The sequence below is a fragment of the Paraburkholderia steynii genome (assembly GCF_900100565.1).
GTDB classification, from domain to species: Bacteria; Pseudomonadota; Gammaproteobacteria; order Burkholderiales; family Burkholderiaceae; genus Paraburkholderia; species Paraburkholderia terrae.
Genome location: NZ_FNDI01000009.1, coordinates 109,632 through 134,587, shown reverse-complemented (window position 1 = coordinate 134,587; position 24,956 = coordinate 109,632). Strand labels below are relative to the sequence as shown.

Here is a 24,956-nt window from a genome sequence, read left to right as displayed (position 1 = left end):
TGACGCAAGCCGTTCGTGTTACCGGTAGCAGGGGATCGTGCAGAAACAAAGAAACGCCTGCTTATTCGACGTGTATGTCTGCCCAACGTGTGGTGTAGATACCGATGACGGGAAGATCATCGACTGGGCGAGCCATGTGACCACGTCCCGTGGCATGCGGGTTGCCCTTCAAGGGTATCGCGCCGATGGGAAGCCCCCCGTCCGTCGAATTCACCGATGTTGCAGGAAGTACCCGTGAACACGTTCCTTCAGTATGTCGCGCGATTTCGATCCGCCTCTTCGCCGTGGACGGACACGTTGCCCGTGCGCGACGAACTGTTCAGCGTTGAACGCCTCGAACAGCATGCGCAGAGCCTCGCCGCCGCACAGTCGGTGACGGACAGGCCGCCTGCCGTGCGATCGTTGCACACCCGCCTCAACGACAACGCTGCCGTCCTGCTCGCGGCCTACCGTGCAAGCGCTGCAGAGCTGGAGCATGGTGGGAGCGTGGTGCCCGCTGCTGAATGGCTGCTCGACAACTATCATGTGGTCGAGCAGCAGATCCGTGAGATTCGCGACGACCTGCCTCCCGGTTACTATCGTCAGCTGCCTAAGCTGGCTGCGGGGCCGTTCGCCGGCTATCCACGCGTATTCGGCCTGGCGTGGGCGTTCGTTGCGCATACAGACAGCCACTTCGACCCACGTGTGCTGCGACGTTTCATCGACGCATACCAGCGTGTTCAGCCGCTCACGATCGGGGAATTGTGGGCGGTGGCGATCACCTTGCGCGTCGTCCTGATCGAGAATCTGCGGCGACTCGCTGACCAGATTACGGCAGGTCGTCGCGCACGCGAGGACGCCGATGCGCTCACCAGCCGCCTGCTGCAAACGGGAAATGCCCGTGCGGCGCTGGAAGCGGATATCTCCACGCGTTCCTCGGGGATGTTGTCGGAGCTGTTCGCCGCACAGCTGGCCAAACGGCTGCGCGATCAGGATCCGCGCACGATGCCCGCGCTCGGGTGGCTGGAGGAGCGGCTCAAGCTTCAGGGTGTGTCTGTCGATGAAGTCGTGCAGCATGCACAGCAGCGACAGGGTGCATCGAATGTCACCGTGCGCAATGTGATCACCAGCATGCGCCTGATGTCTGATATCGACTGGACAGAACTGTTCGAGAGTGTGAGTCTCGTCGACGCACGACTGCGCGCAGGAAGTTCCTTCGGCGCGATGGACTTCCCGACGCGCAATCTGTACCGCAGTGCGATCGAGCAACTGGCGCGCGGCTCGGCCGCCACCGAACTCGAAATCGTCGATCTCGCGCTTCACTCGGCGCAAGCAGCGGTGGCGGAAGCGGGCGATACCGGGCACACAGAACGTGCCGGTGACCCCGGCTACCACCTGATTGCGGAAGGTCGGCGAACGTTGGAGCAGGCAATCGGATTCCACGCGCCCCTGCGGCTGCGCATTACCCGGTTCAATGTTGGCCTCGGCATGGGTGGCTATGTCGGCATGATCCTGACGTTGGCCGCGACGTTGCTCGCGCTGGCGTTGTGGGTGCTTTGGAGTGCGTCGCCGCGCGAACTCGACGCGTGGGTGGTCGTGTTGTTTGCCCTGTGTGCATTCCTGCCCTTCACCGAGATCGCAACCGCGCTTGTTAACCGCGCGGTGACGTGGAGTTTCGGCGCGGTCATGTTACCGGGACTCGAACTGACCGCAGGTGTGCCGTCGGGGCTTCGGACGTTGGTCGCGGTGCCCTCGCTCCTGAGCAATGAAGCCGACCTGCGCGAGCAGATCGAACGTCTCGAAGTGCATCACCTCGCGGGAGCCGGTGGAGATTTGTCATTCGCGCTACTGGTTGACGGACTCGATGCCGACCGGGAAGTGCGAGACGGTGATGCGCATTTGCTCGCCGTTGCTGCAGACGCGATCGAAGCATTGAACCGCCGTTATGAGCCGGCTCCAGGTGGCAACCGTTTTCTGCTGCTGCACCGCCGCCGCGTATTCAACAGGAGCGAGAACAAATGGATGGGCTGGGAGCGCAAGCGCGGCAAGCTGCACGAACTCAACCGGCTGTTGCGTGGCGCGACGGATACAACTTTCGTGTCTATCGCCGGGCGCCCGCCGCAAGTACCGTCCGACGTGCGCTACGTCATCACGCTTGATGCCGATACGCGTCTGCCCCGGGACGCCGCGTTGCGGATGATAGGCAAGATGGCGCATCCGCTGAACCGGCCAACGTTCAGTGGCGTCGAACAACGCGTCGTCAACGGCTATGCGATTCTTCAGCCTCGCGTCACGCCGTCGCTGCCCATCGGCGAGGAAGGTTCACTGTATCAGCGTGTGTTCTCCGGTCCCGGCGGGATGGACCCGTATGCGGCAGCCGTCTCCGACGTCTATCAGGACCTGTTCGGCGAGGGTTCCTTTACGGGGAAAGGCATCTACGACGTGGATGCATTCGAAGCAGCGTTGCATGGCCGCGTGCCCGACAATACGCTGCTCAGTCACGATCTGTTCGAGGGGGTGTTCGCGCGCTCCGGGCTGGCGTCGGATATCGAGGTGGTTGAGGAAGTGCCGTCGCGCTATGACGTGACGGCCAAACGTCAACATCGTTGGACCCGTGGCGACTGGCAGTTGCTGCCGTGGATCGTTGGGTATCGAGGCCATGCCCACCTGGCAATGCCGGTGGTCGGTCGCTTCAAGATGCTCGACAATTTGCGGCGCTCGCTGCTGGCACCGCTCATGGTTGCCACGTTCGGCCTGTGCTGGTTGATGCCGATTCGCGCTGGCATTGCGGGTGCGTTGCTGATGTTCGCCACGCTCGCCATTCCCGCTTTCTTGCCGCCTCTATTGGCGATCGTGCCGCGGCATACCGGTATCCGTCTGCGCAATCACCTCGACGTGCTGGGTGGCGACCTGCTGCGCGCGACATTGCAAACATTGCTTTCGGTTGCGTTCCTTGTCGACCACGCGTGGCGCATGGGCGATGCGATCGTCCGGACGCTTGTGCGGCTGTACGTCACGCATCGACGGTTACTCGAATGGACGACGGCGGCGCAGTCCAAGGGCAGCCCTCGTCTCGATCTGCACGGCTTTTATCGGCAGATGGCGGGCGGCACCGCGCTTGGGCTTGCGCTGTCTATCGTCACGCTTGCATTCGCGCCGTCGCGGTGGCCGCTCGTGTTGCCGTTCACGTTGTTATGGCTGGCCGCGCCGGCACTTGCGATGTGGGCAAGCCGTTCGCCGACCGTGGGGCAGCGTCTCGCGATGTCAGACTCAGACGCGCGCGATTTGCGCCTGATCGCGCGCCGCACGTGGCGTTTCTTCGAGACCTTTGTCACGCCCGCAGAAAACATGCTGCCGCCGGACAATTTCCAGGAAGATCCGAAGCCGGTCGTCGCGCACCGCACTTCGCCAACCAATCTAGGGTTGTATTTGCTGTCAGCCGTCGCCGCGCGCGATTTCGGCTGGGCGGGGACGATCGAAACCGTCGAACGACTGGAGGCCGCATTTGCTTCGCTTGAAAAGCTCCCGCGCTTCAAGGGTCATTTCTATAACTGGTATGGCACACAGGACCTGCGGGCATTGGCGCCTGCTTACGTTTCGTCGGTCGATAGCGGCAATCTCGCCGGGCATTTGATCGTACTTGCTAACGCGTGTGAAGAATGGGTGCAAACAGCGCTCGCACCCTCTGCCCGATCCGGGATACTCGATAACCTGCAACTGGCGCTCGAGGCTGTGGCCGCGCTGCCCGCTGCCAACGGAGAGCGTGGCAGACAGCTTGCCGCGACCCTCGAAGAAATCCATGCACAACTGCGCGGTCCGCAGACGTATCGTGCGCTTTCGGGGTCGCTGGCGCGGCTGGCGAAAAAGGCGGTGGAGGCGACGCGCGCCATCGTGCCTGCCGATGGCGACGATAGTAGTGCAGACCTGACGTTCTGGATCGAAGCCTTGCGGCGAAGCATTTTCGAACACAGTCGCGACGGGCGGCAACTCGCCACTGTGCCGTATCTTCTGCAAGCACGGTTGACCTCGCTAGCCGACGCCGCGCGCGCACTTGCGCTCGGTATGGACTTCACATTTCTGCTCGATCCGGAACGTAAGCTGTTGTCGATTGGTTACTCGCAGTCGGATAACAGCCTCGACGCGAATTGCTACGATCTGCTCGCGTCCGAAGCAAGGCTCGCCAGTCTGTTTGCAATCGCAAAGGGCGATGTGACCACGCGTCACTGGTTCCGCCTCGGGCGTTCGGCCACACCAATCGGTAACGCATCCGCGCTGATTTCATGGTCGGGGTCGATGTTCGAGTACCTGATGCCGTCGCTGGTGGCGCGCGAACCCGTCGGTAGTCTGCTGGAACAGACGAACCGGCTGGTGGTGGAGCGGCAGAGATCGTATGGACGATCGCTTGGCATTCCATGGGGCGTCTCGGAATCTGCTTACGAAGCGCGCGACATCGAATTCACTTACCAGTACTCGAGCTTTGGCGTGCCCGGCCTTGGCCTCAAACGCGGACTGTCCGAAAACCGGGTAATCGCACCCTACGCAACGGGACTGGCGACGATGGTTGCGCCGCAGGCCGCCCGCGAAAACTTCGTGCGACTCGCCGCGCTGGGCGCACTGGGCCGCTACGGGTACTACGAAGCGCTCGATTTCACCCGCGCGCGTCTGGCCGAAGGGCAGAGCTTCGCGCTTGTCCGCGGCTTCATGGCTCATCACCAGGGTATGACGATCGTTGCAATTGCAAACACCTTGCTCGATGGGGTGATGCGTACGCGCTTTCATCGTGAGCCGATGATCCAGGCGAGCGAACTGCTATTGCAGGAGCGCATGCCGCGCAACGTCGCGGTGGCGCATCCGCGTGCCGAAGAAGTGAGCACGTCTGCCGCCGAAGCAGGGACCGCGCCGTCGACGGTACGTCGCGTCATGGAGCCCGCGTCCGCCAGCGGAGCGCCGATTACACATCTGCTGTCGAATGGAAGATACGCCGTGATGCTGACGGCGACAGGCGCTGGCTACAGCCGCTGGCGTGACGTGGCTATCACGCGCTGGCGCGAAGACGCGACGCGTGACAACTGGGGGACGTTCATTTTCCTGCGCGACATGTCCAGCGGGCGGGTGTGGTCTGCCAGTTCACGACCGCTCGCTGGCGAACCCGAAACGAGCGGCGTCGTGTTCGGTGAAGATCACGCGGAGTTTACCCGTCACGACGGATCGCTCACGACCAGCATGGATGTACTCGTATCGGGTGAGGCGGACGGCGAAGTCCGTCGTGTCTCGCTCGCAAACAGCGGGCGCAGCGTTCGGGATATCGAGCTGACTTCGTATGCCGAACTCGCATTGGGCGCGCAGGCCGCCGATATCGCGCATCCCGCTTTTGCGCGCATGTTCGTGCAGACCGAGCATCTTGCCGAATTCGGGGCGCTGGTGGCGACGCGTCGTCCGCGTTCGCATGACGATACGCAGATATGGGCCGCGCATTTTGCCGTTGTCGAGGGTGAGATCGTCGCCGAACCGCAATACGAAACGGATCGTATGCGCTTTGTGGGCAGAGGGCGCAACACGCGCACGGCTACCTCGATAGTCGACAACCAGGCGCTCTCCAATACGACGGGCACCGTGCTCGATCCCGTCTTTGTGCTTCGGTATCGTCTGCTGGTGCCGCCGGGCAAGATTGCGCGAGTCACGTTCTGGACGATGGTGGCAGCATCACGCGCACAGTTGCTCGATCTCATCGATCAGCACCACGACCGCAATGCATTCGACCGCGCCAAAACGCTCGCGTGGACACAGGCTCAGGTGCAATTGCGTTATCTGGGCATCGAGGCGGAGCAGGCGGCGGACTTCCAGCGGCTCGCCGCGCCGATTGTCTATGCCGACGTGCGCTTCAGGGCACAGCCGGATGCAATCGTTCGCGGCGGCGGCACGCAGCCGGGCTTGTGGCCGCTGGGGATTTCTGGCGACTTGCCGATCGTGCTGCTCCGTATCGGCGACCTCGAAGATATTGCACAGGTCAGGCAGTTGTTGAAGGCGCACGAATACTGGCGAATGAAACGGCTGGCCGTCGACCTCGTGATCGTCAACGAGCGGGCCTCGTCATACATTCAGGCATTGCAGGAGGCGATCGAAACGGCCGTGCGCAGCAGCCAGTCACGTCCGCGTTTCGACGATGAGCTCGCGCAGGGGGCGATCTACACGTTGCGTGCAGATCTGATGAGCGTGGAGTCGAGGACGCTCTTGCAGTCGGTCGCGCGCGTGGCGCTGATCGCACGCCGAGGGTCGATTGCCGCACAGGTCGGGACGCTGTTGAAAATGCCTGGGCAGCCGTCGTCACCGCGCCGGAGGAAGCCGCTGCTTCTGTCGCTGTGGCCAGCACCGCCTGAGCAGTCTGACGTACCGTCTTCGATGACAGCCGGACTGGAATTTTTCAACGGCCTGGGCGGCTTCGATAAAAACGGTTCTGAATACGTGATTGTGCTTGGGGCGGGCGCCGCAACGCCTGCGCCGTGGATCAACGTGATTGCCAATCCCCGTTTCGGCTTTCAGGTCGCGGCGGAAGGCAGCGGCTATACGTGGGCTGAAAGCAGTCGTGAGAACCAGCTCACGTCATGGTCGAACGATCCCGTCGAAGATCCCGCCACGGAAGCCCTTTACGTGCGGGATGAAGCGACGGGCGATATCTGGACGCCCACCGCGCTCCCGATCCGCGACGGCGGCATATACGTCGCGCGTCATGGCCACGGCTACAGCCGTTTCGAACACAACGCGAACGGTATCGCACTCGAGCTGCTGCAGTACGTACCGCTTGCCGATCCGCTGAAGATTTCCCGTCTGACGTTGCGCAATCTGTCGGGCGTCGCACGCCGTCTCTCCGTGACGGCGTGGACCGAATGGGTGCTGGGCACGTCGCGAGGCGCGTCGGCACCGTTCATCGTGACGGAAATTGACCCGGTTACGGGCGCGATGCTGGCGCGCAATCCGTGGAATATCGCGTTCGGCACGCGCGTCGCGTTCGCCGACCTCGGCGGCCGGCAAACGGCGTGGACAGCTGATCGCACCGAATTCCTCGGCCGTAACGGCGAAGCCGCCGCGCCCGCGGCGCTGACCGGCCATGTCCCGTTATCCGGCGCGATGGGCGCGGGGCTCGATCCGTGTGCGGCATTGCAGACTTGCTTCGACCTGGACGTGGGCGAGGTCATCGAGGTGGTTGCATTCGTCGGTCAATGCGCATCCGTCGATGATGCACGTGTACTGATCGAACGCTATCGCAGTGCGAATCTCGATGCCGTCCTCGCCGAGGTGACACACCACTGGCGCAGCGTGCTCGGCGCAGTTCAGGTGAAGACGCCCGACCGGGCCATGGATCTGATGTTGAACGGCTGGCTGCTGTATCAGACGCTTGCGTGCCGTGTCGAGGCGCGCGCGGCCTTCTATCAGGCGAGCGGCGCTTACGGATTCCGCGATCAGTTGCAGGACACGATGGCGCTGACGCACGTGCGGCCCGACGAAACGCGGCGTCATCTGCTGCGCGCCGCGTCGCGGCAATTCGGCGAGGGAGATGTCCAGCATTGGTGGCTGCCGCATTCCGGGCAGGGCGTGCGCACCCGGGTCTCCGACGATCGCGTGTGGCTCGCATACGCGGTCGCGACATACATCGGCTGCACGAGCGATGACGCGGTTCTCGACGAGATCGTGCCGTTCCTCGACGGGCCGCTGCTGCAACCCGGTGAACACGACGCATTCTTCCAGCCCATGATCGCCGAACAATCCGCATCGCTATTTGAGCATTGCGCGCGCGGTCTCGATCAATGCAACGAATTGACGGGGGAACATGGCTTACCGCTAATCGGCACGGGGGACTGGAATGACGGGATGAACCGCGTCGGCGCTAACGGCAAGGGAGAGAGTGTGTGGCTCGGCTGGCTGCTCCTGCGCACGATCGAGCTGTTCGCACCGCTGGCCGAACTGCGCGATGCGCAGCGTGCCGCGCGCTGGCGCGACCATGCGACGTCGGTGCGCGATGCACTGGAGCGTGAGGCCTGGGACGGCGAGTGGTACCGCCGTGCGACGTTCGACGACGGCAGCTGGCTCGGCTCGAATAGCGACGTAGAGTGCAGGATCGATTCGATAACCCAGTCGTGGGCTGTCTTGTCAGAGGCGGCCGATCCGATACGCGCCGCGCAGGCGATGGTTTCGCTGGAGCAACATCTTATCCGTCGCGAGGACGGAATCGCGTTGCTGTTCACGCCGCCATTCGATAAAACGTCGCAGGACCCGGGTTATATCAGGGGCTATCCGCCGGGGCTGCGCGAAAACGGCGGCCAATATAGTCATGCCGCGATGTGGGCAATTCTCGCATTTGTGAAACTGGGCGACGGTAACAGGGCCACAGAGCTGTTTTCGCTTTTGAATCCCGTCAATCATGCGCGCACGCCAACGGAGGTTGAGCGCTACAAGGTCGAGCCCTACGTCGTCGCGGCCGATGTCTATTCCGTGGCGCCTCATGTCGGGCGCGGTGGTTGGACCTGGTATACGGGGTCGGCGGGATGGATGTACCGGGCGGGCGTCGAAGGCATTCTGGGGATTCGCAGGGAAGGGGATTTTCTGGTGGTTGACCCGTGTATTCCCGACACGTGGCCGGGCTTTGAAGCAACGGTCAACGTGTGTTCGACGCGCTATGAGATTCGCGTGGAGTCCACCTCAGAGGCCCGCACGATGCATGCCGTTCTTGACGGCAGGACCGTCGATTGCGGTACCGAAGGCGTGCGTGTACCGCTCGATGCTGGCGTACACAGGCTGTCCATCTCACTGCGTTTGGCAGTTGATGTCGAGGTCAACTCGCGTGAGCCGGCCACGTAAGGCAATGGCTCGTTACCGGATCGCCATTCTGCACCTAAAGGTGGGTTCGACGGGGCAGGGTCGAGAGGTACGGCACCGTACCGACGTCCGGCACAGGTGCGCGCACGCTATTCGTCGGTATCGTCGTAAAGCATCGAGCTCCCGCACGGTTCTATTCACGAGAGCAGGTGTCTGATGTCAATATTGCTTTAAAAAGAAGGGTTATTTTGTTTACTTCCTCATTGACGTTTTTCTCACACGGCCTGCTTTCGCTGACGTGGTGGCAAATCCTGCTCACAACTCTGCTGCTGACGCACGTCACGATTGTTAGCGTGACGGTCTACCTGCACCGTTGCCAGGCACACCGGGCGCTCGAACTGCATCCGGTTGCCAGTCATTTCTTCCGTTTCTGGTTGTGGATGACAACGGGCATGCACACGGGAACGTGGGCTTCCGTTCACCGCAAACACCACGCAAAGTGCGAGACCGATGAGGATCCGCACAGCCCCCAAGTCCGTGGCATCTGGACGGTATTGCTGGGCGGCGCAGAACTGTACCGCGCCGAAGCGAAGAACGAAGAAACGCTACGGAAATTCGGCCACGGCACGCCGAACGACTGGATGGAGCGCAACGTCTATTCGAAGTATCCGAATCTCGGCATCAGTTTGCTCATGGTGATCGACGTAGCGCTGTTCGGTGTCGTCGGTGTCTCGGTCTGGGCCGTCCAGATGATCTGGATCCCGTTCTGGGCAGGCGGTGTGGTCAACGGCGTTGGACATTTTCTAGGCTACCGCAACTTTGCTTCGCCCGATGCGAGTACGAACGTAATTCCATTGGGCATCCTGATAGGCGGCGAGGAATTTCACAACAACCACCACACCTATGCAACGTCTGCCAGGTTCTCGAATAAATGGTTCGAATTCGATATTGGATGGATGTACATCTGCATCCTTTCTTCGCTGGGATTGGCAAAGGTGAAGAAAGTGGCGCCGACGCCGCACCTGGTCAAGAGCAAGACGGTGCTCGATGACGATACGGTTCAGGCCATCCTTCGCAACCGTTATGAGGTGATGGCGCGCTATGCCCGGACGGTCGAACGCGCGTACCGGCAGGAACTCGATCATATGAGACACATTGGTCTCTTTGAACGATTTCTGCTCAAACGCGGAGTAAGAAAATGGTTTGGCGGCGCTTGTGTCGGCGCGCACAGCCATCGACGTCAGCAGCGATTGGCGCAGATGTACGACGGTAGCCAGACGCTGCGTATCTACCTCGACCTGCACGATGGCCTGTTGGCAATCTGGGAGCGGTCGAACAGGTCGCGCGAGCAATTGCGATCACAACTACAGGAATGGTGTCGTCGCGCCGAGCATAGCGGTATCAATCCGCTCAGAGAATTCTCGGTGTGCCTGCGTCAGTACACGTGATGGATAGCAAGGGCGCTTCGCGGAACCGGCTTCACACCTGATGCGCACCACGCAAGATGCATGTCTGTCACAATCGTTCCAGCTCCGCCCATTTTTAAGCGGAGCGATGTCTTTTTATGAATCGCTACCATTGAAGACCGCATAAAGCCGCTTCCTTGCGAGCCGAATCCATTGCTTCTGCGATCCGTATTTGTTCCCTTCCGCGTCTCGCTCTTTGTCTTCCGGGCCCACCCGCATGCCGTCATCCGTTGCATTCTCCGCGGCTTCTCTTAGTCTTCTGCTTTCCGCCAGTTCTTCCGCATTCACCTGGTCATCAATCACTATGCACTCCAATAGTAATAAAAACGGGTTCCGCAAAAAGGCGGTTGGCATCGCCCCACAGCGGGGACGATGCGACACGACATATCGCAAGTCCGGTCTGGTTCCTGGCGTCCGTTGAGCGCAATCGGTGTCATCCGTCGTGGCAAAGCAAACCAGATCGTGACCGAATAAAAAGACGCCGGCGTCTTGCCGGCTTCTTCATAAGGCGGTGAGACCGCCCAACGACCTGCTTGTGCAGGACGTCGTTTTGGTGTTGCGCGAGAGCCGCGCAACGCTGTCGCTTATGCGATGTCAGGTACCGGGGTGCCCGGCGTCCGGGTGCCGGCTGCCTGGCTGATGGTTTCCTGCATCATTCCCTGGGCTCGCATCATCCCGCCGATTGCAGACTGCATCGCGGTAGTGGCCGCGTCAGAGCCAAAAGGGGAGATCTGGCCAAAGTTGGCTGCAAACTGCGGCCAGAGGGTGTTGTACTGGTTACGCAGGTCCTCGCCAGCACGTGTCACTGCGGCCATGAACTGTGAATCGATCTCACGGACATGCGTGGAATACGACAGAGTTTGCTCGACAAATCGCTGAGACAAGGCGACCGCACCAAAGGCTGGCGGCAGTCCTGACTGCTGCGGCGACAGCGCGGCTTGTCCTTCTTCCAGCATCGCCTTTAGTGCTGCGAGATTGAGATGAGTCAGTTTTTGCAGTCGCTCAAATGCTTCGTTCTGCAAGCCGAAAATTCCCGGCAAAGTACGCAGGCCAAAGTCGGCGGATTGCTCAATAGCAGTGGTGTTCAATGAATGCTCCTGATCGACCCGGCACGTACGTCCAAGGGATTTCGGAGGCGAGTGTGTCGCTAATGATCTGCAGGTCGGAGTGACGCGGCACTGTTAATGCCGCGCTGCAACAAAGACCACTGTATACCTTTCCTGCAGGATGTACAGTGATTCCTGAATGCCTATCCGGCCTGATGGAAACGCCAGGTCGTCATCGTTCGATTTTGGTTCTTCACGCATCGGGTGAGACCGATACATTGTCCTCTTCGTCTTTTAGATCCGTGTTGTCTCCGCGAGAGCCAAGGAAATTTCCCTGGCGCGCAGGCCAGACTTAAGTATCCTCGAAGGCACTCGGGGCCGCCGACTTCAAATACTCGTGGCCATTCCAGCTTAGCCGCCAATCGGTCCCCATCGAGCACACGAGGTTTGCGTCGGCCAGCAGGTTCAGGTGATACCACACGCCTCGGTTCGAAACATCGAACTTATTCTTGAGCGCGCTTTCAATGTCGAATTCGCTGAGGTGCGGGGACTTGCCTTTCTCGAGTGCATTCAGTATGGCATGTGCCAGATTCATATCTCGTTTCACGATCTCCTCCTGTGCTGGATAGGTGTACCCGTCAAGATGGCAGGTTGGCGGCAACCATCGGAACATGCCTGCGACGAACCGAACCGCTATATGCAATCGATGTAGACACGTGTCTCTACGATCGGCCGTGCGGCGCCGCACTCCCATCAGCGTGGCACCGGTCCGATGATCTGCGCGATCCATTGCCACATCTCGACTGGATTCGAGTACATCGGAAAGTGGCCGCTGTGACTCACTTCAGCCAGTTGCACGCCGTGCTCGCGAAGCGTTGGCAAATAGGAAAGCGATGCGTTTTGCTCACCATACATGAACATCCGGGGAAATGGCAGTTCGAGGAAGCGGTCCATGAGGCACGCATTATCCGAGAGTTCCACCATCGAGCGGAAAATGTGTCGCACCGCGTCAGCACGCACCTTATGTCGCAAACTCGCGGCATAGAGCGGACACGAGAAGAATGGCGAATGCCATGTGCGTTCTATGAACTGGTCGAAGAAGGATTGCGAGTCCGCCGCAGGATAGTCGTTCACCTGCCGGCTCAGGAAACAGTCTTCCGGAGCGACATTGCCTTCGATATCGACGAAGCTGAGTACGCGCGCGCGTATTTCGTCGGCGAGCATGAGGGCGGTCAGACCGCCCATCGAATGGCCTACCAGATGGAAGTGCTCAACTCCGTAGTACACGAGTACGGCCTTTGCCGTCGAAACAAGAAAGGGCACCGATATCTTCGACAGATCAGCGCAGTGTGTTGCGCCACAGCCGGGCGCATCATAAGCGATGACAGGATGGCCGTCGAACGCTGGATAACGCACAATATCGGCGTAGTCTTCCTTTGTTGACCCGAATCCATGCAGAAAGAGTATTGGCGCGCGGTTCCCCGCGCGCCGCATGACTGCCAGATCGAGCGTAACGCCTTCCACCACGAGCGTTACGTTTTCCTTTTCGAGTTCAGCCATGTCCGACGAGCCCTCCCCCTGAAAGCGATGAGCAGAACGTTTTGATAGCGCGACATGCACCCGTCAGCGCCACGTCGTCGAGCGCATACGCGATCCGGATGCATGGACCGAGCCCGAACGCGCTGCCATGAACCGTCGCTACGCCTGCTTCGTCGAGTAGGGTTGCCGCAACATCCTCGTCGCTGAGAAGCGTCGTGCCGCCTGCAGTGGTCAGGCCGATCAGGGCCGAACATGACGCAAATGCGTAGAAAGCACCGCCTGGTATCGGGCACGTCAATCCTGGCGCGGCATTGATCAGGTCGACCACGAGGTTGCGCCGGCGTTCGAACGCCATGCACGATTCGGTGATGAAGTCCTGCGGACCGGTCAGCGCAGCAAGCGCGGCGTATTGTGAGATCGAACTCGCGCCCGAGGTCTGCTGACCCTGCAGCTTTTCCATCGCATCGAGCAGCCAGCGCGGACCTGTTCCGTAGCCGATGCGCCAGCCCGTCATCGCGTAGGCTTTGGAGACGCCGTTCATCGTCAGCGTGCGTGCTGCGAGCCGAGGCTCGACTTGAGCGATCGTGAAGAAAGGCGCGCCATCGAAAATCAGATGTTCATAGATATCGTCCGAAAGCACGAGGACATGCGGATGCGCGAGTAATACATCTGCCAGGGCGGCCAGTTCGTCGCGCGTATAGACGGCGCCCGTCGGATTCGAGGGCGAATTGAGGATGACCCATCGCGTGCGTGGGCCGATCGCTTTCAAAAGCGCGTGCGGTGTCAGTTTGAATCCGCTTTCGATGCCGCACGGCACGACGACAGCGCGTGCGCCGCAAAGAGCGATCATCTCCGGATAACTCACCCAGTACGGCGCGGGCACGATGACTTCGTCGCCCCCGTTGAGGGTTGCAGCCAGCGCGTTGTAGATGACCTGTTTGCCGCCGCCGCACACGATGGTGTCCTGCCAGCCGACGTCTAGTCCATTCTCGCGCTGAAACTTCCCAGCAACCGCTTCGCGCAGGCTGCGCATGCCGGCGACTTGCGTGTAGCGCGTATGCCCGGCGCGGATTGCTTCGATTGCCGCTTCCCGAACGTGCTCGGGCGTATCGAAGTCCGGTTCGCCTGCGCTCAACGAGATGACGCTTGCGCCGCTCGCGCGCCGTGCTGCGGCGCGATCCATCATCCGATAGGTTGCCGAAGGCCGCGCACGCGCGAGATTCACATTGAGCCGATGAGCAGATTGATCCATCACGACTTCCTCTGCAACATGTGATAGCCGAGCGCCGCACGGGCTTCGCCGAGCGTCATGCCATCCGCGATACGCGCGCGGATCTGCGATTCCGTTTCCTCGATCTTGCGCGCGAGCGCGGCAACTTCGCGTGCGCGCTTGCGCGGCACGACAACGACGCCGTTCGCATCCGCGACGACGATATCGCGCGCGGTCACGCGCGCCGTGCCGATCGAAACGGGCGCATTGATCGACTCCACTTGCACGCGATCCTTGCCGGTTCGCATGAAGCGTCCGCGACTGAACATGGGATAACCGTCGTCGAGCGCTTTGGCCACGTCGCGGCACACGCCGTCGATCACGGTCGCCGCGATTTTGCGCGCGCCTGCATACTGGGTCATGATGTCGCCCCAGACAGTGCAGTCCGTTCGGGCATCGTTGTCGATGACGATCACATCGCCTTCTGCGACATCGTCGATGAAATCGCCGACGCTGCCCGGCGGCGTGCTCGCGCTCACATACTTGACCGTGAAGGCCGGACCGACGACGGTTTTCCGATAGTCGTCCAGTGCAGCGATCCCGAGACATTGGCCGGGCAAGCCGAGCTTGTCCATTGCATCAGAGACGCCGGGCGTGTCCAGTCCTTCAAAAAGGGCGACGAGTTCCTTGTCTTCAGCGCTCATTTGGCCTCCTTGGCGTAGATGGCTTCGAATTCCTTGTCGTGCATGACTTCCGCAACGGCGCGGCCCGCGCGAACGGCCTTCACCATGCCGTCCTGACGCTTTGCTATGCGTTCGCCAAGATCGACGACTTCTTCGATACGCGCGGCGGGCACGAACACCGTGCCGCAGCGATCCGCGACGACATAATCGTTTTCATGCACCACGACGCCCGCGAACGTCACGGGCTTGCCGGAACTGATCTGCGCGACGCGATTGCGTGCGCTGATCATCGTGATGCCGCGCCCGAACACGGGATAGCCGATTGATTCGCTGCCTTCGATATCGCGGCTACATCCGTCGATCACCGAGCCGCGAATCTTTTTTGCCGTCGCCGCGTTGGCGATGATGTCGCCCCAGCACGAAATGCCGTCGAGGCCGCCGGCAATGACGAGAACGCGGTCGCCCGTGCGAATTTCGTCGATCACGGGTGTGATGAGATGAACAGTCGGCGTCGCATCCGTCTTGGGCCCGAGCTGAATCGTGCTCGCGTGTCCGACGATGCGCGGGCAGTCCCAGAGCGGCCGGATGCCAAAGGTGGCGCCGGGAAGACCAAGAAAATCGAGCGCATCGGAAACCGTGTTGGAATCCAGCGAGGCAAGCCGTTCGAGCAGGGAAGGGGTCGTCATGGTCAATGGCCAGATGCGTTGCAGAGCTTGCAGTCTCGGCGTTAGAGTCGCATATGTAAATTCCGAAGAACGGAACCCTTTCATACGCCGAAGCTATCAATGTCATGATCAACTTTCGACTCGTTCGCCATTTATGGTTGTTTCTCGCCGTCGCCGAAGAAGAGCATTTCGGCCGTGCCGCCCAGCGACTCGGTATGTCCCAGCCGCCTTTGACCGAACAGATCCAGGTGCTCGAACAGGCGCTGAAGGTCAAGTTGTTCGAGCGCGGACGGCATGGCGCGAAGCTGACGCAGGTCGGCGCTGCAATCCTGCCGGCAGTTCGAAAATTCGCCGAGCAACTCGAACGTCTGGAACTGGCAGTACAGGAAGCGACGCAGGGAAAAAGCGGTGTACTGACGATCGGCGCCATCGCGTCCGCGATGATCGATACGCTCCCGCCTTTCATCGAGCATCTGAAGGCGCAGTTTCCCCAGCTAACCGTCTCGGTCAAAGAGATCGACAGTGTCGAGGCGGTGCCAGCACTCGAGCGCGGCGACATCGATCTTGCATTCGCGCGTCTCGAGGGAGAGCAGGGGCCGTCAATTCAGTCGTTGGCGCTCAAGCAGGACCGCCTTGCTGTGGCCTTGCCGAAGACGCACCGCTTTGCAGAATTGCCGCGCGTGCGGCTTGCATCGCTTGCGGACGAAGCGTTCGTCATGTTTTCGCGGCACTTCAGTCCGAATTACTACGACAGCATCATCGCGACGTGTCGAGGCGCAGGGTTTTCGCCACGCGTGTTGCACGAAGTGCGCTCTGTGGCGTCGCAAATCGCTTTCGTCGGATGTGGACAGGGCATCGCGCTCGTGCCCGATTCGCTGAAAAAGATGGCGGCGGATAACGTTGTATTCCGGCCGCTGAAAGAGGCGGTCACTGTCGTCACTACGGCCGTCGCATGGTCTACGGAGAGGGCGAATCCGATCGTCGACACAGCCGTTGAAGCGCTATCCAGGAGCAGAATGGTTCAGGTGGGGAAGGCACCGGCGGTGCGCAAGCGGCGGACGGATCGAGCTTAGGACCCGGCATATTCGATACGCCCGGCAGAACGATTCGTTCCGATCTTCGGAATTTACAGAATGGATACGAAGTCCGATATTGGCCGCGCTCTCCCGCGTGTTTGCGGGAAGTGATCCGCCACCGAAGAGGAGCATTGCCGTGTCGAGTTCCGAGTTCAATATTCATCCGCCGCCCGCGCTGGCGCCGTCCGAGATCGTCGAGGCGCTACGGCAGATCGTGACGCCGCATATCAGCGACAGCCTTCAGCGCGTTTCAGGTGTGGTCGGCCTGACGCGATATCACCGCAGCCGGAAGCTGGTCGGCACCGCGTTTACCGTCAAGACACGCCCTGGCGACAATCTTCTGATCTACAAGGCGTTGATGGATATGTCGCCCGGTCACGTCCTCGTCGTGGACGGCGGCGCGGACACGACCAACGCACTGGTCGGCGAACTCATCATGCTTTACGCGCAACAGCGCGGATGCGCAGGCTTCGTGCTGGACGCCGCTATCCGCGACAGCGCCGCGTTTTTCGAGGCCGATTTCCCTTGCTATGCGCGCGGTACGAGTCATCGTGGGCCTTATAAAGTGGGACCGGGCACGATCAATGTGCCCGTGTCTGTCGGCGGACAAGTCGTTGCGCCGGGCGATCTGGTTGTCGGAGACGAAGACGGCGTCGTGTCCTTTCCGGCGAGCGACGCACGAAGAATCCTCGATGCAGTCGCGAGGATTGCTGCGAACGAGTCTCGCATCAAGGATGAGATCGCGACGGGCGCTCGCGATCAGACATGGCTTCATAAGGTGCTGGCAGCGCACGGGCTGGGCGAATAGCACATCGGCATCGATTTTTCGAAACTTTCCTTCCGTAACACCTGGCGGCGATGTCGATTGGCATCGCCGTTTTTTAATCGCCGTTTCAATAGGCTCGACGTATCGAACTCTTCCTGAAATCGGAATAGACGTTGCTTTTTTCGCATCCGAGCATGTGTCCACAAACTGCAATTCGCGGACTCGCAAGAATCGGAGGATGACGATGAAAACATGGATGCTTGTCGCAATGGCCTGCTGCTTAACGACCCAGATGACGACCCAGATTGCCGCAGCGGAAGAATCCACGCTCGCGAAAATCAAGGCGTCGCAGTCGATCACGCTGGGTGTGCGGGACAGTTCGATTCCGCTGTCATACACGGGCGGCGACGGCCAGCCCATCGGCTTTCAGATGGACATCTGCAAACAGATTGTCTCCGCCATTCAAACGCAGCTGGGCTTGCCTAAGCTCGATGTGAAGTATCAGACCGTCAATTCGCAGAATCGTGTCGTGCTCGTGCAGAACGGTACGGTGGATCTCGAATGCGGTTCGACGACGAACAACCAGGCGCGTGCGCGGGACGTCGCGTTCTCGGTCACGACCTATATCGAAGAAGATCGCATGGCCGTAAGGGCGGATTCAGGCATTCGTAACCTGCGCGACCTGTCCGGCAGAACGGTGGTGGCGACGACGGGAACGACTGCGATCCAGCACCTGCGTCAGCATGAACGCGCGGCGGGCCTGAACTGGACGGACCTCTACGGCAAGGATCACGCCGATAGCTTCCTGATGCTTGAATCGGGTCGCGCCGATGCGTGGGTGCTCGATCAGGGCGTGCTGCGCGCGACCATCGCGATCTCGCGCAACCCGGCCGCTTACACGGTCACGGGCGAGCCGTTCAACACGGAACCGATTGCCATCATGTTCCGCAAGGACGATCCCGACTTCAAGAAGGTCGTTGACGGCACGATTCGAAAGATGGACGCCAGCGGCGAGATGAAAACGCTGTGGAGAAAATGGTTTGTTCAGCCGATTCCCCCACGCGGAATCCGGATGAACATGGAGCCGCCCGAGGCGCTGGTCAAGCTGTGGGCGCAACCAAACGATCTGCCGATGGAAAGCTACGCGGCGCGGTAATGAAATGGTATCGACTCAGGGAGAGAGGAGATGGCGCTGGACTGGAGCGTGTTCTGCAAGGAAACGACGACGGGCGATGTGATCGCAGACTGCTTCGGCAGCCGTGGCGACCAGACCTATCTGAACTGGATTCTTTCGGCATGGAGCTGGACACTAACGGTCTCGCTCGGCGCGCTGCTGGTCGCGTTGATCGTCGGCGTGGCTGTGGGAACGTTGCGCACGTTGCCGGACAGACCGTGGCTTGCGTCACTTGGCGCGGCATGGGTTGAGCTTTTCCGCGATATTCCGTTGCTCGTTCAGATCTTTCTCTGGTACTTCGTCATTCCTGATGCCTTTCCGCTGCTCAAGAAGTGCTCGCCCGCGTTGCTCGTCATCGTTGCGATCGGCTTGTTCACGTCGGCGCGCATCGCGGAGCAGGTGCGCGCTGGCATCCGCTCGCTTTCACGCGGTCGGCGTCATGCGGCGCTCGCGCTTGGGCTGACCACAGCGCAAACCTATCGCCATGTGCTGTTACCGATGGCCTTGCGCATCATCATTCCGCCGCTCACATCGGAGGCGATGAACGTCGTGAAGAATTCGTCTGTCGCCTTTGCCGTCTCTATCACCGAGTTGACGTTCTTCGCCCGACAGGCGGGAGAGGAAACCGCCGCACCCATTCAGATGTATCTCGCGGTCACGGTATTGTATGGATTGACGGCCTTCGGCGTGAACCGCCTGATGCATGTCATCGAGCGCAGGGCGCGGATTCCTGGGTTCGGGTCGGCTGGCGCCGCCGCCGTTCGTTGAGGAGTCGAAGCGATGCCAGGCACTCTCGACCTCGATTTCTTCCGCTGGGATGTCGTCGCGCCATTCGTTGTGAAAGGTCTGGGCTACAGCGTGTGGCTCACCATCGTCGCGACGCTCGGTGGAATCTGCTTCGGTACGGTACTGGCACTTGTGCGGTTGCTCGGCAAACCGGCTCTCGAACGGCCGGTCGCCATTTACGTGAACATCATGCGCTCTGTTCCGCTGGTCATGGTGCTGCTGTGGTTCTTCCTCATCATTCCGTTCGTGACGGGCAGACCCGTCGGCGCGGAAATGTCGGCGATCGTGACATTCGTCGCCTTCGAAGCGGCGTACTTCTCTGAGATCGTCCGCGCGGGGATTCAGGCTATTGCACGAGGGCAGTTCAATGCGGGCTTTGCGCTCGGGATGACGTACGGGCAAAACATGCGATTCGTCGTGCTGCCGCAGGCGTTCCGCAACATGCTGCCGGTGTTTCTGACGCAAGTCGTCATCCTGTTTCAGGACACTTCGCTCGTCTATGCCATCGGCGCGTACGACCTGCTAAAGGGATTCGAAACCGCTGGAAAGAATGTCGGCCGGCCGGTGGAAGCTTACCTGCTTGCCGCAGTCGCGTACTTCCTCGTCTGCATGGCGTTGTCCACGGCTGTGCGACTCGTGCAGAAGCGAGTCCAGATTATTCGTTGAAGGATATCCATGAGCCAGATGAAGCCGATGATCGAAATGCGCGATGTCTCGAAGTGGTACGGCACGGTCCAGGTGCTGGACAGATGCTCCTTGTCGATCGCGAAGTGCGAAGTTGTTGTCGTATGCGGGCCTTCGGGGTCAGGCAAATCGACGCTGATCAAGACCATCAATGCGCTCGAAGCAATCCAGAAAGGTACTATTCATATTGATGGCACGCACGTCAATTCGCCACGCACGGACCTGCCGAAGCTGCGTAGCCGTGTCGGTATGGTCTTTCAGCATTTCGAGCTGTTCCCGCATCTGAGCGTCACTGACAACCTCACGCTCGCGCAGACGAAGGTGCTCGGACGCAGCTTCGACGAGGCACGAACACGTGGCCTCAAAATGCTCGCTCGCGTCGGCCTCCTGGCCCACAAGGACAAATACCCGGGCACGTTGTCGGGCGGGCAGCAACAGCGCGTTGCGATTGCGCGTGCGTTATCGATGGATCCCGTTGTCATGTTGTTCGACGAACCTACATCAGCGCTCGATCCGGAAATGGTCGGCGAGGTGCTTGATGTGATGACCGCGCTCGCAGACGACGGCATGACCATGATGTGTGTGACGCATGAGATGGGATTTGCTTCACGCGTCGGTAGTCGCATCGTCTTCATGGATGTCGGCGGGCGCATTCTCGAGGACTGCACGCGCGACGAGTTCTTCGGCAATCCGACGGCCCGGCAGCCGCGCACAAAGGATTTTCTGAGCAAGATCATTCAGCACTAGCCGCGGAGAACTCGTACAGGCAGAGGCAAAATTCGCGTGATCGGCTCGTCATGGCTCGCTTGTGCTGTCAATGCGCGGCGTGCGCATGCTCGCGTAGCTCACCAGGAATCAACGCGCGCTCCAGGCCTCCATCACTGAGCCACGCATGCGTCTTCTGCGCGGCCCGTTCGATCAGTTGGGCGCACTGCGTATAGTCGTAGGGCGAAACATCGAGTGGACACAACGGTGGAACGACATAGATCTGCGCACGTGTCGAATAGAACTCCAGGTCGCGCACGAGCTGACGTGCGATGACGAGCGTCAGTGCATGCAGGGCCTGCGCGATCGCGCTACGCGGCGGCGCACGCAACGTGCATGCGAAGCCAGCCGGCAGTACGATGATGCGCGTTGCACCGAGCGCGACCGCCACCGAGATCGGTGTGTTGTTGGCAACGCCGCCATCGACGAGATCCACGCCATCGATACGCACCGGCGGAAACACGCCGGGTATCGCCGCGCTCGCCTGCACGGCGTTCACCACAGGACCGGTTGAAAGAACGATTTCGTCGCCGCTAAGCATATCGGTCGCGACGATGTGAAGCGGCAAGGTCGCCTGCTCGATTCGTTCGTACGACAAATGCGTCTCCAGCAGCCGGCGCAATGCGTTCGCCTCGACGAGATGCGCACGGCTGCGCAGAATCATCGCGAGCAGCCCAAGCATGGAAAGCGGCATGATGTCCTGCCGGCGGATCTTGCACCAGAGCGCTTCGAGCCTTGCGACCCCATCGCCGTCCGGTCGTCCGGCGAAATACGCTGCGTTGATCGCACCCGCGGAGGCGCCCACCAGGCAGCCCGGATGCTCACCGCGTTTGAGCAATTCGCGCAGCATGCCAACCTCGATGGCACCGAGGCTACCACCGCCAGCGAACACGAATGCGGTCAAACCCGTAGGGTGGGAGTTCATGGCTCTTTCGAAACGTCTGCCCGCGGCTCGACGTCAATCGCCGCTGCCAGTCGCGGCCGTACCAGCATGCCGAGGTAACCGCGGACAAACACGCGTACAGCGCATTCAGCGCAAGCCTCAAAGGACTCTCGCCGCGATGGCTTTGTCCTCTGATTAGATCCAGCAGTTCTGTCTGCATGGTATGCCCCTTTCAAAGTATTCGCCAAACGTCGCCAGGATCAGACGTGATGCCGCGGTCTTTTTGGGGAAGTGGGCCCCTATGTCACATTGCTGACGGCTTCTGCCGACAATCCGCGACTGTCGGCCCCTGGAAGCTGCGATTGAAGGACCGGGATCCAGTGGCCGAATCGGGTCCGCTTTATGCAGTTCGTATTCCTGCCGCGACGAGCGATCGACTGAGGTCTGCGTCTTTCGAGGATTCGGCTCATATGGCCGCAAGGTATATAAAACCGCCCCCGCGAAGGAGGGCGGAGACAGCAGGCGACCCGTTGCTAACCCTCTGATCCGTGAGAAGCGGGCGCCCACCGACCTCGCCGAAGGGGCACAATCGACGTGTAGATCGTGACACGCGAAAGCGGCCACTCGACGGTGTCAATGTCCATGTTAGAACTCCGCACGTGTACGCCGATGCGTGCGTCGACACCCGACTTGGTGACGTATGTCGTGCAGATCTGGAGCGGTTCGTTTTGATCGAGCCTTGCAGCAAGGAGAGCAACCATGAAGAGCATTTTGATGGGCGTTTTAGCGGGCGTCTCATTCGGGTGCCTTGCCGCCCCGAATTGCAACGACGTAAAGACCAATTGCATCGACAATTACAATCGGGACATCGGTGCGTGTGGAAATTACGCCGACAGACGAGCAGAACTTTGCAAGGCGGACGCACAAAATCGATATCTGTCATGCGTTCAGGCTGGTGGCTGCGGGGGCTAAGGGCGGCTTGTTCATCGCCGCCGTGTCGGGGAAAACCACACTACGCCTCAAGATCCGCGCTGCGAACCGCAAACTGACGGCACATTCTAGTGCTGTCGAAACAGGTTCTTGTTCACGGTGAGCGAAAGAGCCGCTGCGGCTTCAGTGTGTGATTCAGCTTGTGCCGACGGCGGAACGAGTTGCGCGACAGGTGCGGCCGGTACGCCACCTGCAGCCTCTCGTATCACCGTTGTCGTCGTCGCGCTCTTTACGGGAGGCCGCACAGTTGCCGGCTCATGCGTCGCTTGTTCGACATGCGCAATGTTCTGGTCACACGACCCAAGCGCGCCGCAGGCCGTTCTCGCAGTTTTCGGGCTAGTCGGTCGCTCCTTCGATATGGTCGACGCAGCGCGGGCTTGTGTCGTGGTCGCACTTGAATCCTGAGCGGTGGTTTTCGGGGCCGCGCGCACGGGAGCGGCGGTTGCGCTTGCAACGTTCCGCTTGCTGGTGGGAGTGCTGGGCGCAGGTGCAGCGGTCGCCGCCGCTGCCGTTACGGGTGGCTTGGGCGGAGGTTCATGGGTGACGATAACGCTCGCGTTCGCCGCATCGCTTGCAGCCGTGTGGGGCATCGCAGTGTCGTGTACAGCAACCGGAACGGGTGGCGTGTCGATCGGCGCGCGCGCGGCCTGTGCCACATCCAAAGCAGGTTGACCCGGCGACGCCGAACTATCGCGCTTCGCCGGGTGCGGTTTGTCCACGTTGGCGAAGTGCCCCATACGGCTTTGCACGGCTTCCCGCTGAGTCAACGTAACGTAAGTGCCGAACGCGATCACGAAGCCGAACAGGACGGTCGCCACGCCGGCGCTCAGACTCCAGTCGGGCGCGCCGCCTTCCTCGGCGACGGGGAGTTGTTTCGGCCGGGACTGCACTCGCATGATCACCAGCGGGCGAGTGACATCGGGTGTCCGTTTGGAGCGGCGCAAAGGTTTGCTGGGCACGTCGGGCGCATGATGAGCCTCAGGCGCAGCGGGGCTGGACGAAGTCGGTTCATCGAGCGGCTGCGCGGAGCCATCTTGTGCTGGCTCATCGCCTGGCGCCACGTCGCATGGCTCGTCCGGCGTCGCTAGACGCTTGCGAATGATGCCCATCTTCGGTCTCCCCATACCGTCGGCAAGTCACGCATTGTGCGTTCTTCTCATTGGCAACCAGGTGATCGACGCCACCTCGGCGCGTTGCGCGATGCCGCCCGTTCTATTGCCGTATGTGGCGGCGCGCTGACTGGGTCATTGTTCAGCATTGAGGCGGGCTCGTATGTTAGTCGCTGCACAAACATAGGGTTCGCCGAACCTCCCGGCGAAACGTCAGACGACGGTGCCCGGTGTCCTGCTTCTCTCGAAACCTTCGCCGTCCCCTTTCTTTCCGGTCGAACCCACCTACGTTTTCATCGCGACGAAAAAACGCTTGCATTTCATTTATTGTTCAACAATAGTTTGTATATTGTTGAACAATGTAGCCGACCACCCGACGAGCGAGACCCTCATGAAAGCCCACATTTTTCCGAAGTCGGCCCTCAAGGGCCTGTCGCACACGATGAAGATCGCCGCCGCGATCGTGCCCCTGTGCGTGGCGACTCACGCCAGCGTTGCCGCCGCGGCCGGGACCGTCGCGCCCGAGAGTCTGCAAATTGGCGCAGACCTCACGTATCCGCCTTACGACTATCTGGACAACGGGACGCCCGCCGGCTTCGATCCCGCGTTCATGGGGAAGCTCGCCACGCATCTGAAGCTCAAGCCGTCGTTCGTCGACACGCGCTTCGCGAATCTGATTCTTGGCGTCAACGCCAACCGCTTCGACGTGATTGCGTCCGCGCTGTACGTGACGCCAGAGCGCGCCAAGCAGATCGACTTTCTGCCTTACCTGAAGACGGGCGGCTCGCTGCTTGCGCTCAGCGGCGCGGGTTTCGCGCCAAAGACACCGGAAGATCTGTGCGGCAAGCGGGTCAGTTCGATCAAGGGCGCGTCGTGGATTCCGAAGCTCGCCGATGTATCGGGCAAGGTGTGCGTCCCGGCGGGGCGCGGCGCCATCGATGTGCGCGAGTTCGAGACCTCGCCGGAAGCGGCGCAAGCCGTGCTGTCGCATGCCGTCGATGCGCAGTTCGAAGATTCGGCTGTCGCGCAGATCACGGCGAACCGGCTTGGCGGTCGCGTGGCGATTACGTCGACGGTGCCGCTCTACCCGGTGGTGATCGGCCTTGGCGTGAAGAAGGGCAATGACGCGCTGCTGTCGCAGTTGAAGACTGCATTGGCGTCGATGAAGTCGTCGGGCGAATACGCGGCGCTGCTCAAGCAATACAACGTCGCCGAACCGACGGGCGGCGACATCGCCCTCGCGCTGGGAAGCGCGCAGAAGTAACGCCGCGTTTTTCCATTGTCTGGCGGGCCTGACGGCTCGCATCGCCACGCGCGCTTCGCA

Annotated in this window: 18 protein-coding genes; 9 read left to right on the top strand and 9 right to left on the bottom strand. The window is 60.8% G+C overall.

The window, feature by feature from the left end:
- The first annotated feature begins 234 nt into the window (after window positions 1-234).
- Both BLT65_RS18035 and BLT65_RS18030 read left to right on the top strand, forming a co-directional pair.
- The gene (locus BLT65_RS18035; protein WP_091779844.1) at window positions 235-8,832 is read left to right on the top strand and encodes a GH36-type glycosyl hydrolase domain-containing protein; all 8,598 of its coding nucleotides are present in this window, start codon (window positions 235-237) and stop codon (window positions 8,830-8,832) included.
- 167 nt (window positions 8,833-8,999) lie between these two features.
- Window positions 9,000-10,238, top strand: a complete 1,239-nt coding sequence (locus BLT65_RS18030) for a DesA family fatty acid desaturase (protein ID WP_425273135.1) — start codon at window positions 9,000-9,002, stop codon at window positions 10,236-10,238.
- A 114-nt stretch (window positions 10,239-10,352) separates the two neighbouring features.
- Here BLT65_RS18030 and BLT65_RS18025 read toward each other — a convergent pair whose 3' ends face one another.
- The 7 genes from BLT65_RS18025 to BLT65_RS17995 form a co-directional block, all read right to left on the bottom strand.
- Window positions 10,353-10,559, bottom strand: coding sequence for a hypothetical protein (locus BLT65_RS18025; RefSeq protein WP_042305362.1), 207 nt, complete (start codon window positions 10,557-10,559; stop codon window positions 10,353-10,355).
- Between the two features lie 281 nt (window positions 10,560-10,840).
- On the bottom strand, window positions 10,841-11,344 hold the full coding sequence (locus tag BLT65_RS18020; protein WP_091779591.1) for a phasin family protein: 504 nt from the start codon (window positions 11,342-11,344) through the stop codon (window positions 10,841-10,843).
- Window positions 11,345-11,654: 310 nt separating this feature from the next.
- Window positions 11,655-11,909: a DUF2513 domain-containing protein gene (locus BLT65_RS18015; RefSeq protein WP_229516543.1), complete on the bottom strand. Its 255-nt coding sequence runs from the start codon at window positions 11,907-11,909 to the stop codon at window positions 11,655-11,657.
- Window positions 11,910-12,055: 146 nt separating this feature from the next.
- A complete protein-coding gene (locus tag BLT65_RS18010) occupies window positions 12,056-12,862 on the bottom strand; it encodes an alpha/beta fold hydrolase (protein ID WP_091779587.1) in 807 nt (268 codons plus the stop codon).
- Complete coding sequence (locus BLT65_RS18005; RefSeq protein WP_091779585.1) at window positions 12,855-14,093, bottom strand: pyridoxal phosphate-dependent aminotransferase; 1,239 nt, start codon at window positions 14,091-14,093, stop codon at window positions 12,855-12,857. The genes BLT65_RS18010 and BLT65_RS18005 overlap by 8 nt, the downstream gene beginning before the upstream one ends.
- Window positions 14,093-14,755 carry an RraA family protein gene (locus tag BLT65_RS18000; protein WP_007737984.1) on the bottom strand — a complete coding sequence of 221 codons (663 nt, stop codon included), beginning with the start codon at window positions 14,753-14,755 and terminating at the stop codon, window positions 14,093-14,095. The genes BLT65_RS18005 and BLT65_RS18000 overlap by 1 nt, the downstream gene beginning before the upstream one ends.
- Window positions 14,752-15,420, bottom strand: coding sequence for an RraA family protein (locus BLT65_RS17995; RefSeq protein WP_091779583.1), 669 nt, complete (start codon window positions 15,418-15,420; stop codon window positions 14,752-14,754). The genes BLT65_RS18000 and BLT65_RS17995 overlap by 4 nt, the downstream gene beginning before the upstream one ends.
- Window positions 15,421-15,524: 104 nt before the next feature.
- On the opposite strand from BLT65_RS17995, the gene BLT65_RS17990 reads away from it, so the two are divergent.
- The 6 genes from BLT65_RS17990 (at window position 15,525) to BLT65_RS17965 (ending at window position 20,632) form a co-directional block, all read left to right on the top strand.
- Window positions 15,525-16,472 carry a LysR substrate-binding domain-containing protein gene (locus tag BLT65_RS17990; protein WP_042305250.1) on the top strand — a complete coding sequence of 316 codons (948 nt, stop codon included), beginning with the start codon at window positions 15,525-15,527 and terminating at the stop codon, window positions 16,470-16,472.
- 139 nt (window positions 16,473-16,611) lie between these two features.
- Window positions 16,612-17,283, top strand: coding sequence for an RraA family protein (locus BLT65_RS17985; protein ID WP_091779581.1), 672 nt, complete (start codon window positions 16,612-16,614; stop codon window positions 17,281-17,283).
- A gap of 202 nt (window positions 17,284-17,485) precedes the next feature.
- The gene (locus tag BLT65_RS17980) at window positions 17,486-18,397 is read left to right on the top strand and encodes an amino acid ABC transporter substrate-binding protein (RefSeq protein WP_091779842.1); all 912 of its coding nucleotides are present in this window, start codon (window positions 17,486-17,488) and stop codon (window positions 18,395-18,397) included.
- A gap of 30 nt (window positions 18,398-18,427) precedes the next feature.
- Window positions 18,428-19,183, top strand: coding sequence for an amino acid ABC transporter permease (locus tag BLT65_RS17975; protein ID WP_091779579.1), 756 nt, complete (start codon window positions 18,428-18,430; stop codon window positions 19,181-19,183).
- A gap of 12 nt (window positions 19,184-19,195) precedes the next feature.
- The gene (locus tag BLT65_RS17970; protein ID WP_091779576.1) at window positions 19,196-19,867 is read left to right on the top strand and encodes an amino acid ABC transporter permease; all 672 of its coding nucleotides are present in this window, start codon (window positions 19,196-19,198) and stop codon (window positions 19,865-19,867) included.
- Between the two features lie 27 nt (window positions 19,868-19,894).
- Window positions 19,895-20,632, top strand: a complete 738-nt coding sequence (locus tag BLT65_RS17965; protein ID WP_091779840.1) for an amino acid ABC transporter ATP-binding protein — start codon at window positions 19,895-19,897, stop codon at window positions 20,630-20,632.
- 67 nt (window positions 20,633-20,699) lie between these two features.
- Here BLT65_RS17965 and BLT65_RS17960 read toward each other — a convergent pair whose 3' ends face one another.
- Window positions 20,700-21,575, bottom strand: a complete 876-nt coding sequence (locus tag BLT65_RS17960) for a patatin-like phospholipase family protein (protein ID WP_042305247.1) — start codon at window positions 21,573-21,575, stop codon at window positions 20,700-20,702.
- 1,016 nt (window positions 21,576-22,591) lie between these two features.
- Window positions 22,592-23,632 (bottom strand): hypothetical protein, encoded by a 1,041-nt coding sequence (locus BLT65_RS17950; RefSeq protein ID WP_091779572.1) that lies wholly within the window; start codon window positions 23,630-23,632, stop codon window positions 22,592-22,594.
- 391 nt (window positions 23,633-24,023) lie between these two features.
- Here BLT65_RS17950 and BLT65_RS17945 point away from each other — a divergent pair, with 391 nt between their 5' ends.
- A complete protein-coding gene (locus BLT65_RS17945) occupies window positions 24,024-24,896 on the top strand; it encodes an ABC transporter substrate-binding protein (RefSeq protein WP_042305244.1) in 873 nt (290 codons plus the stop codon).
- Window positions 24,897-24,956 lie beyond the last annotated feature (60 nt).

What these genes read in the sequence shown, in the direction of transcription:
- BLT65_RS18000 (WP_007737984.1), bottom strand. Translation starts at nt 14,755, where the DNA reads ATGAGCGCTGAAGACAAGGAACTCGTCGCCCTTTTTGAAGGACTGGAC.
- BLT65_RS17990 (WP_042305250.1), top strand. Translation starts at nt 15,525, where the DNA reads ATGATCAACTTTCGACTCGTTCGCCATTTATGGTTGTTTCTCGCCGTC.
- BLT65_RS17975 (WP_091779579.1), top strand. Translation starts at nt 18,428, where the DNA reads ATGGCGCTGGACTGGAGCGTGTTCTGCAAGGAAACGACGACGGGCGAT.
- BLT65_RS17965 (WP_091779840.1), top strand. Translation starts at nt 19,895, where the DNA reads ATGATCGAAATGCGCGATGTCTCGAAGTGGTACGGCACGGTCCAGGTG.
- BLT65_RS17995 (WP_091779583.1), bottom strand. Translation starts at nt 15,420, where the DNA reads ATGACGACCCCTTCCCTGCTCGAACGGCTTGCCTCGCTGGATTCCAAC.
- BLT65_RS18010 (WP_091779587.1), bottom strand. Translation starts at nt 12,862, where the DNA reads ATGGCTGAACTCGAAAAGGAAAACGTAACGCTCGTGGTGGAAGGCGTT.
- BLT65_RS17945 (WP_042305244.1), top strand. Translation starts at nt 24,024, where the DNA reads ATGAAAGCCCACATTTTTCCGAAGTCGGCCCTCAAGGGCCTGTCGCAC.
- BLT65_RS17980 (WP_091779842.1), top strand. Translation starts at nt 17,486, where the DNA reads ATGAAAACATGGATGCTTGTCGCAATGGCCTGCTGCTTAACGACCCAG.
- BLT65_RS18005 (WP_091779585.1), bottom strand. Translation starts at nt 14,093, where the DNA reads ATGGATCAATCTGCTCATCGGCTCAATGTGAATCTCGCGCGTGCGCGG.
- BLT65_RS17970 (WP_091779576.1), top strand. Translation starts at nt 19,196, where the DNA reads ATGCCAGGCACTCTCGACCTCGATTTCTTCCGCTGGGATGTCGTCGCG.
- BLT65_RS17960 (WP_042305247.1), bottom strand. Translation starts at nt 21,575, where the DNA reads ATGAACTCCCACCCTACGGGTTTGACCGCATTCGTGTTCGCTGGCGGT.
- BLT65_RS17950 (WP_091779572.1), bottom strand. Translation starts at nt 23,632, where the DNA reads ATGGGCATCATTCGCAAGCGTCTAGCGACGCCGGACGAGCCATGCGAC.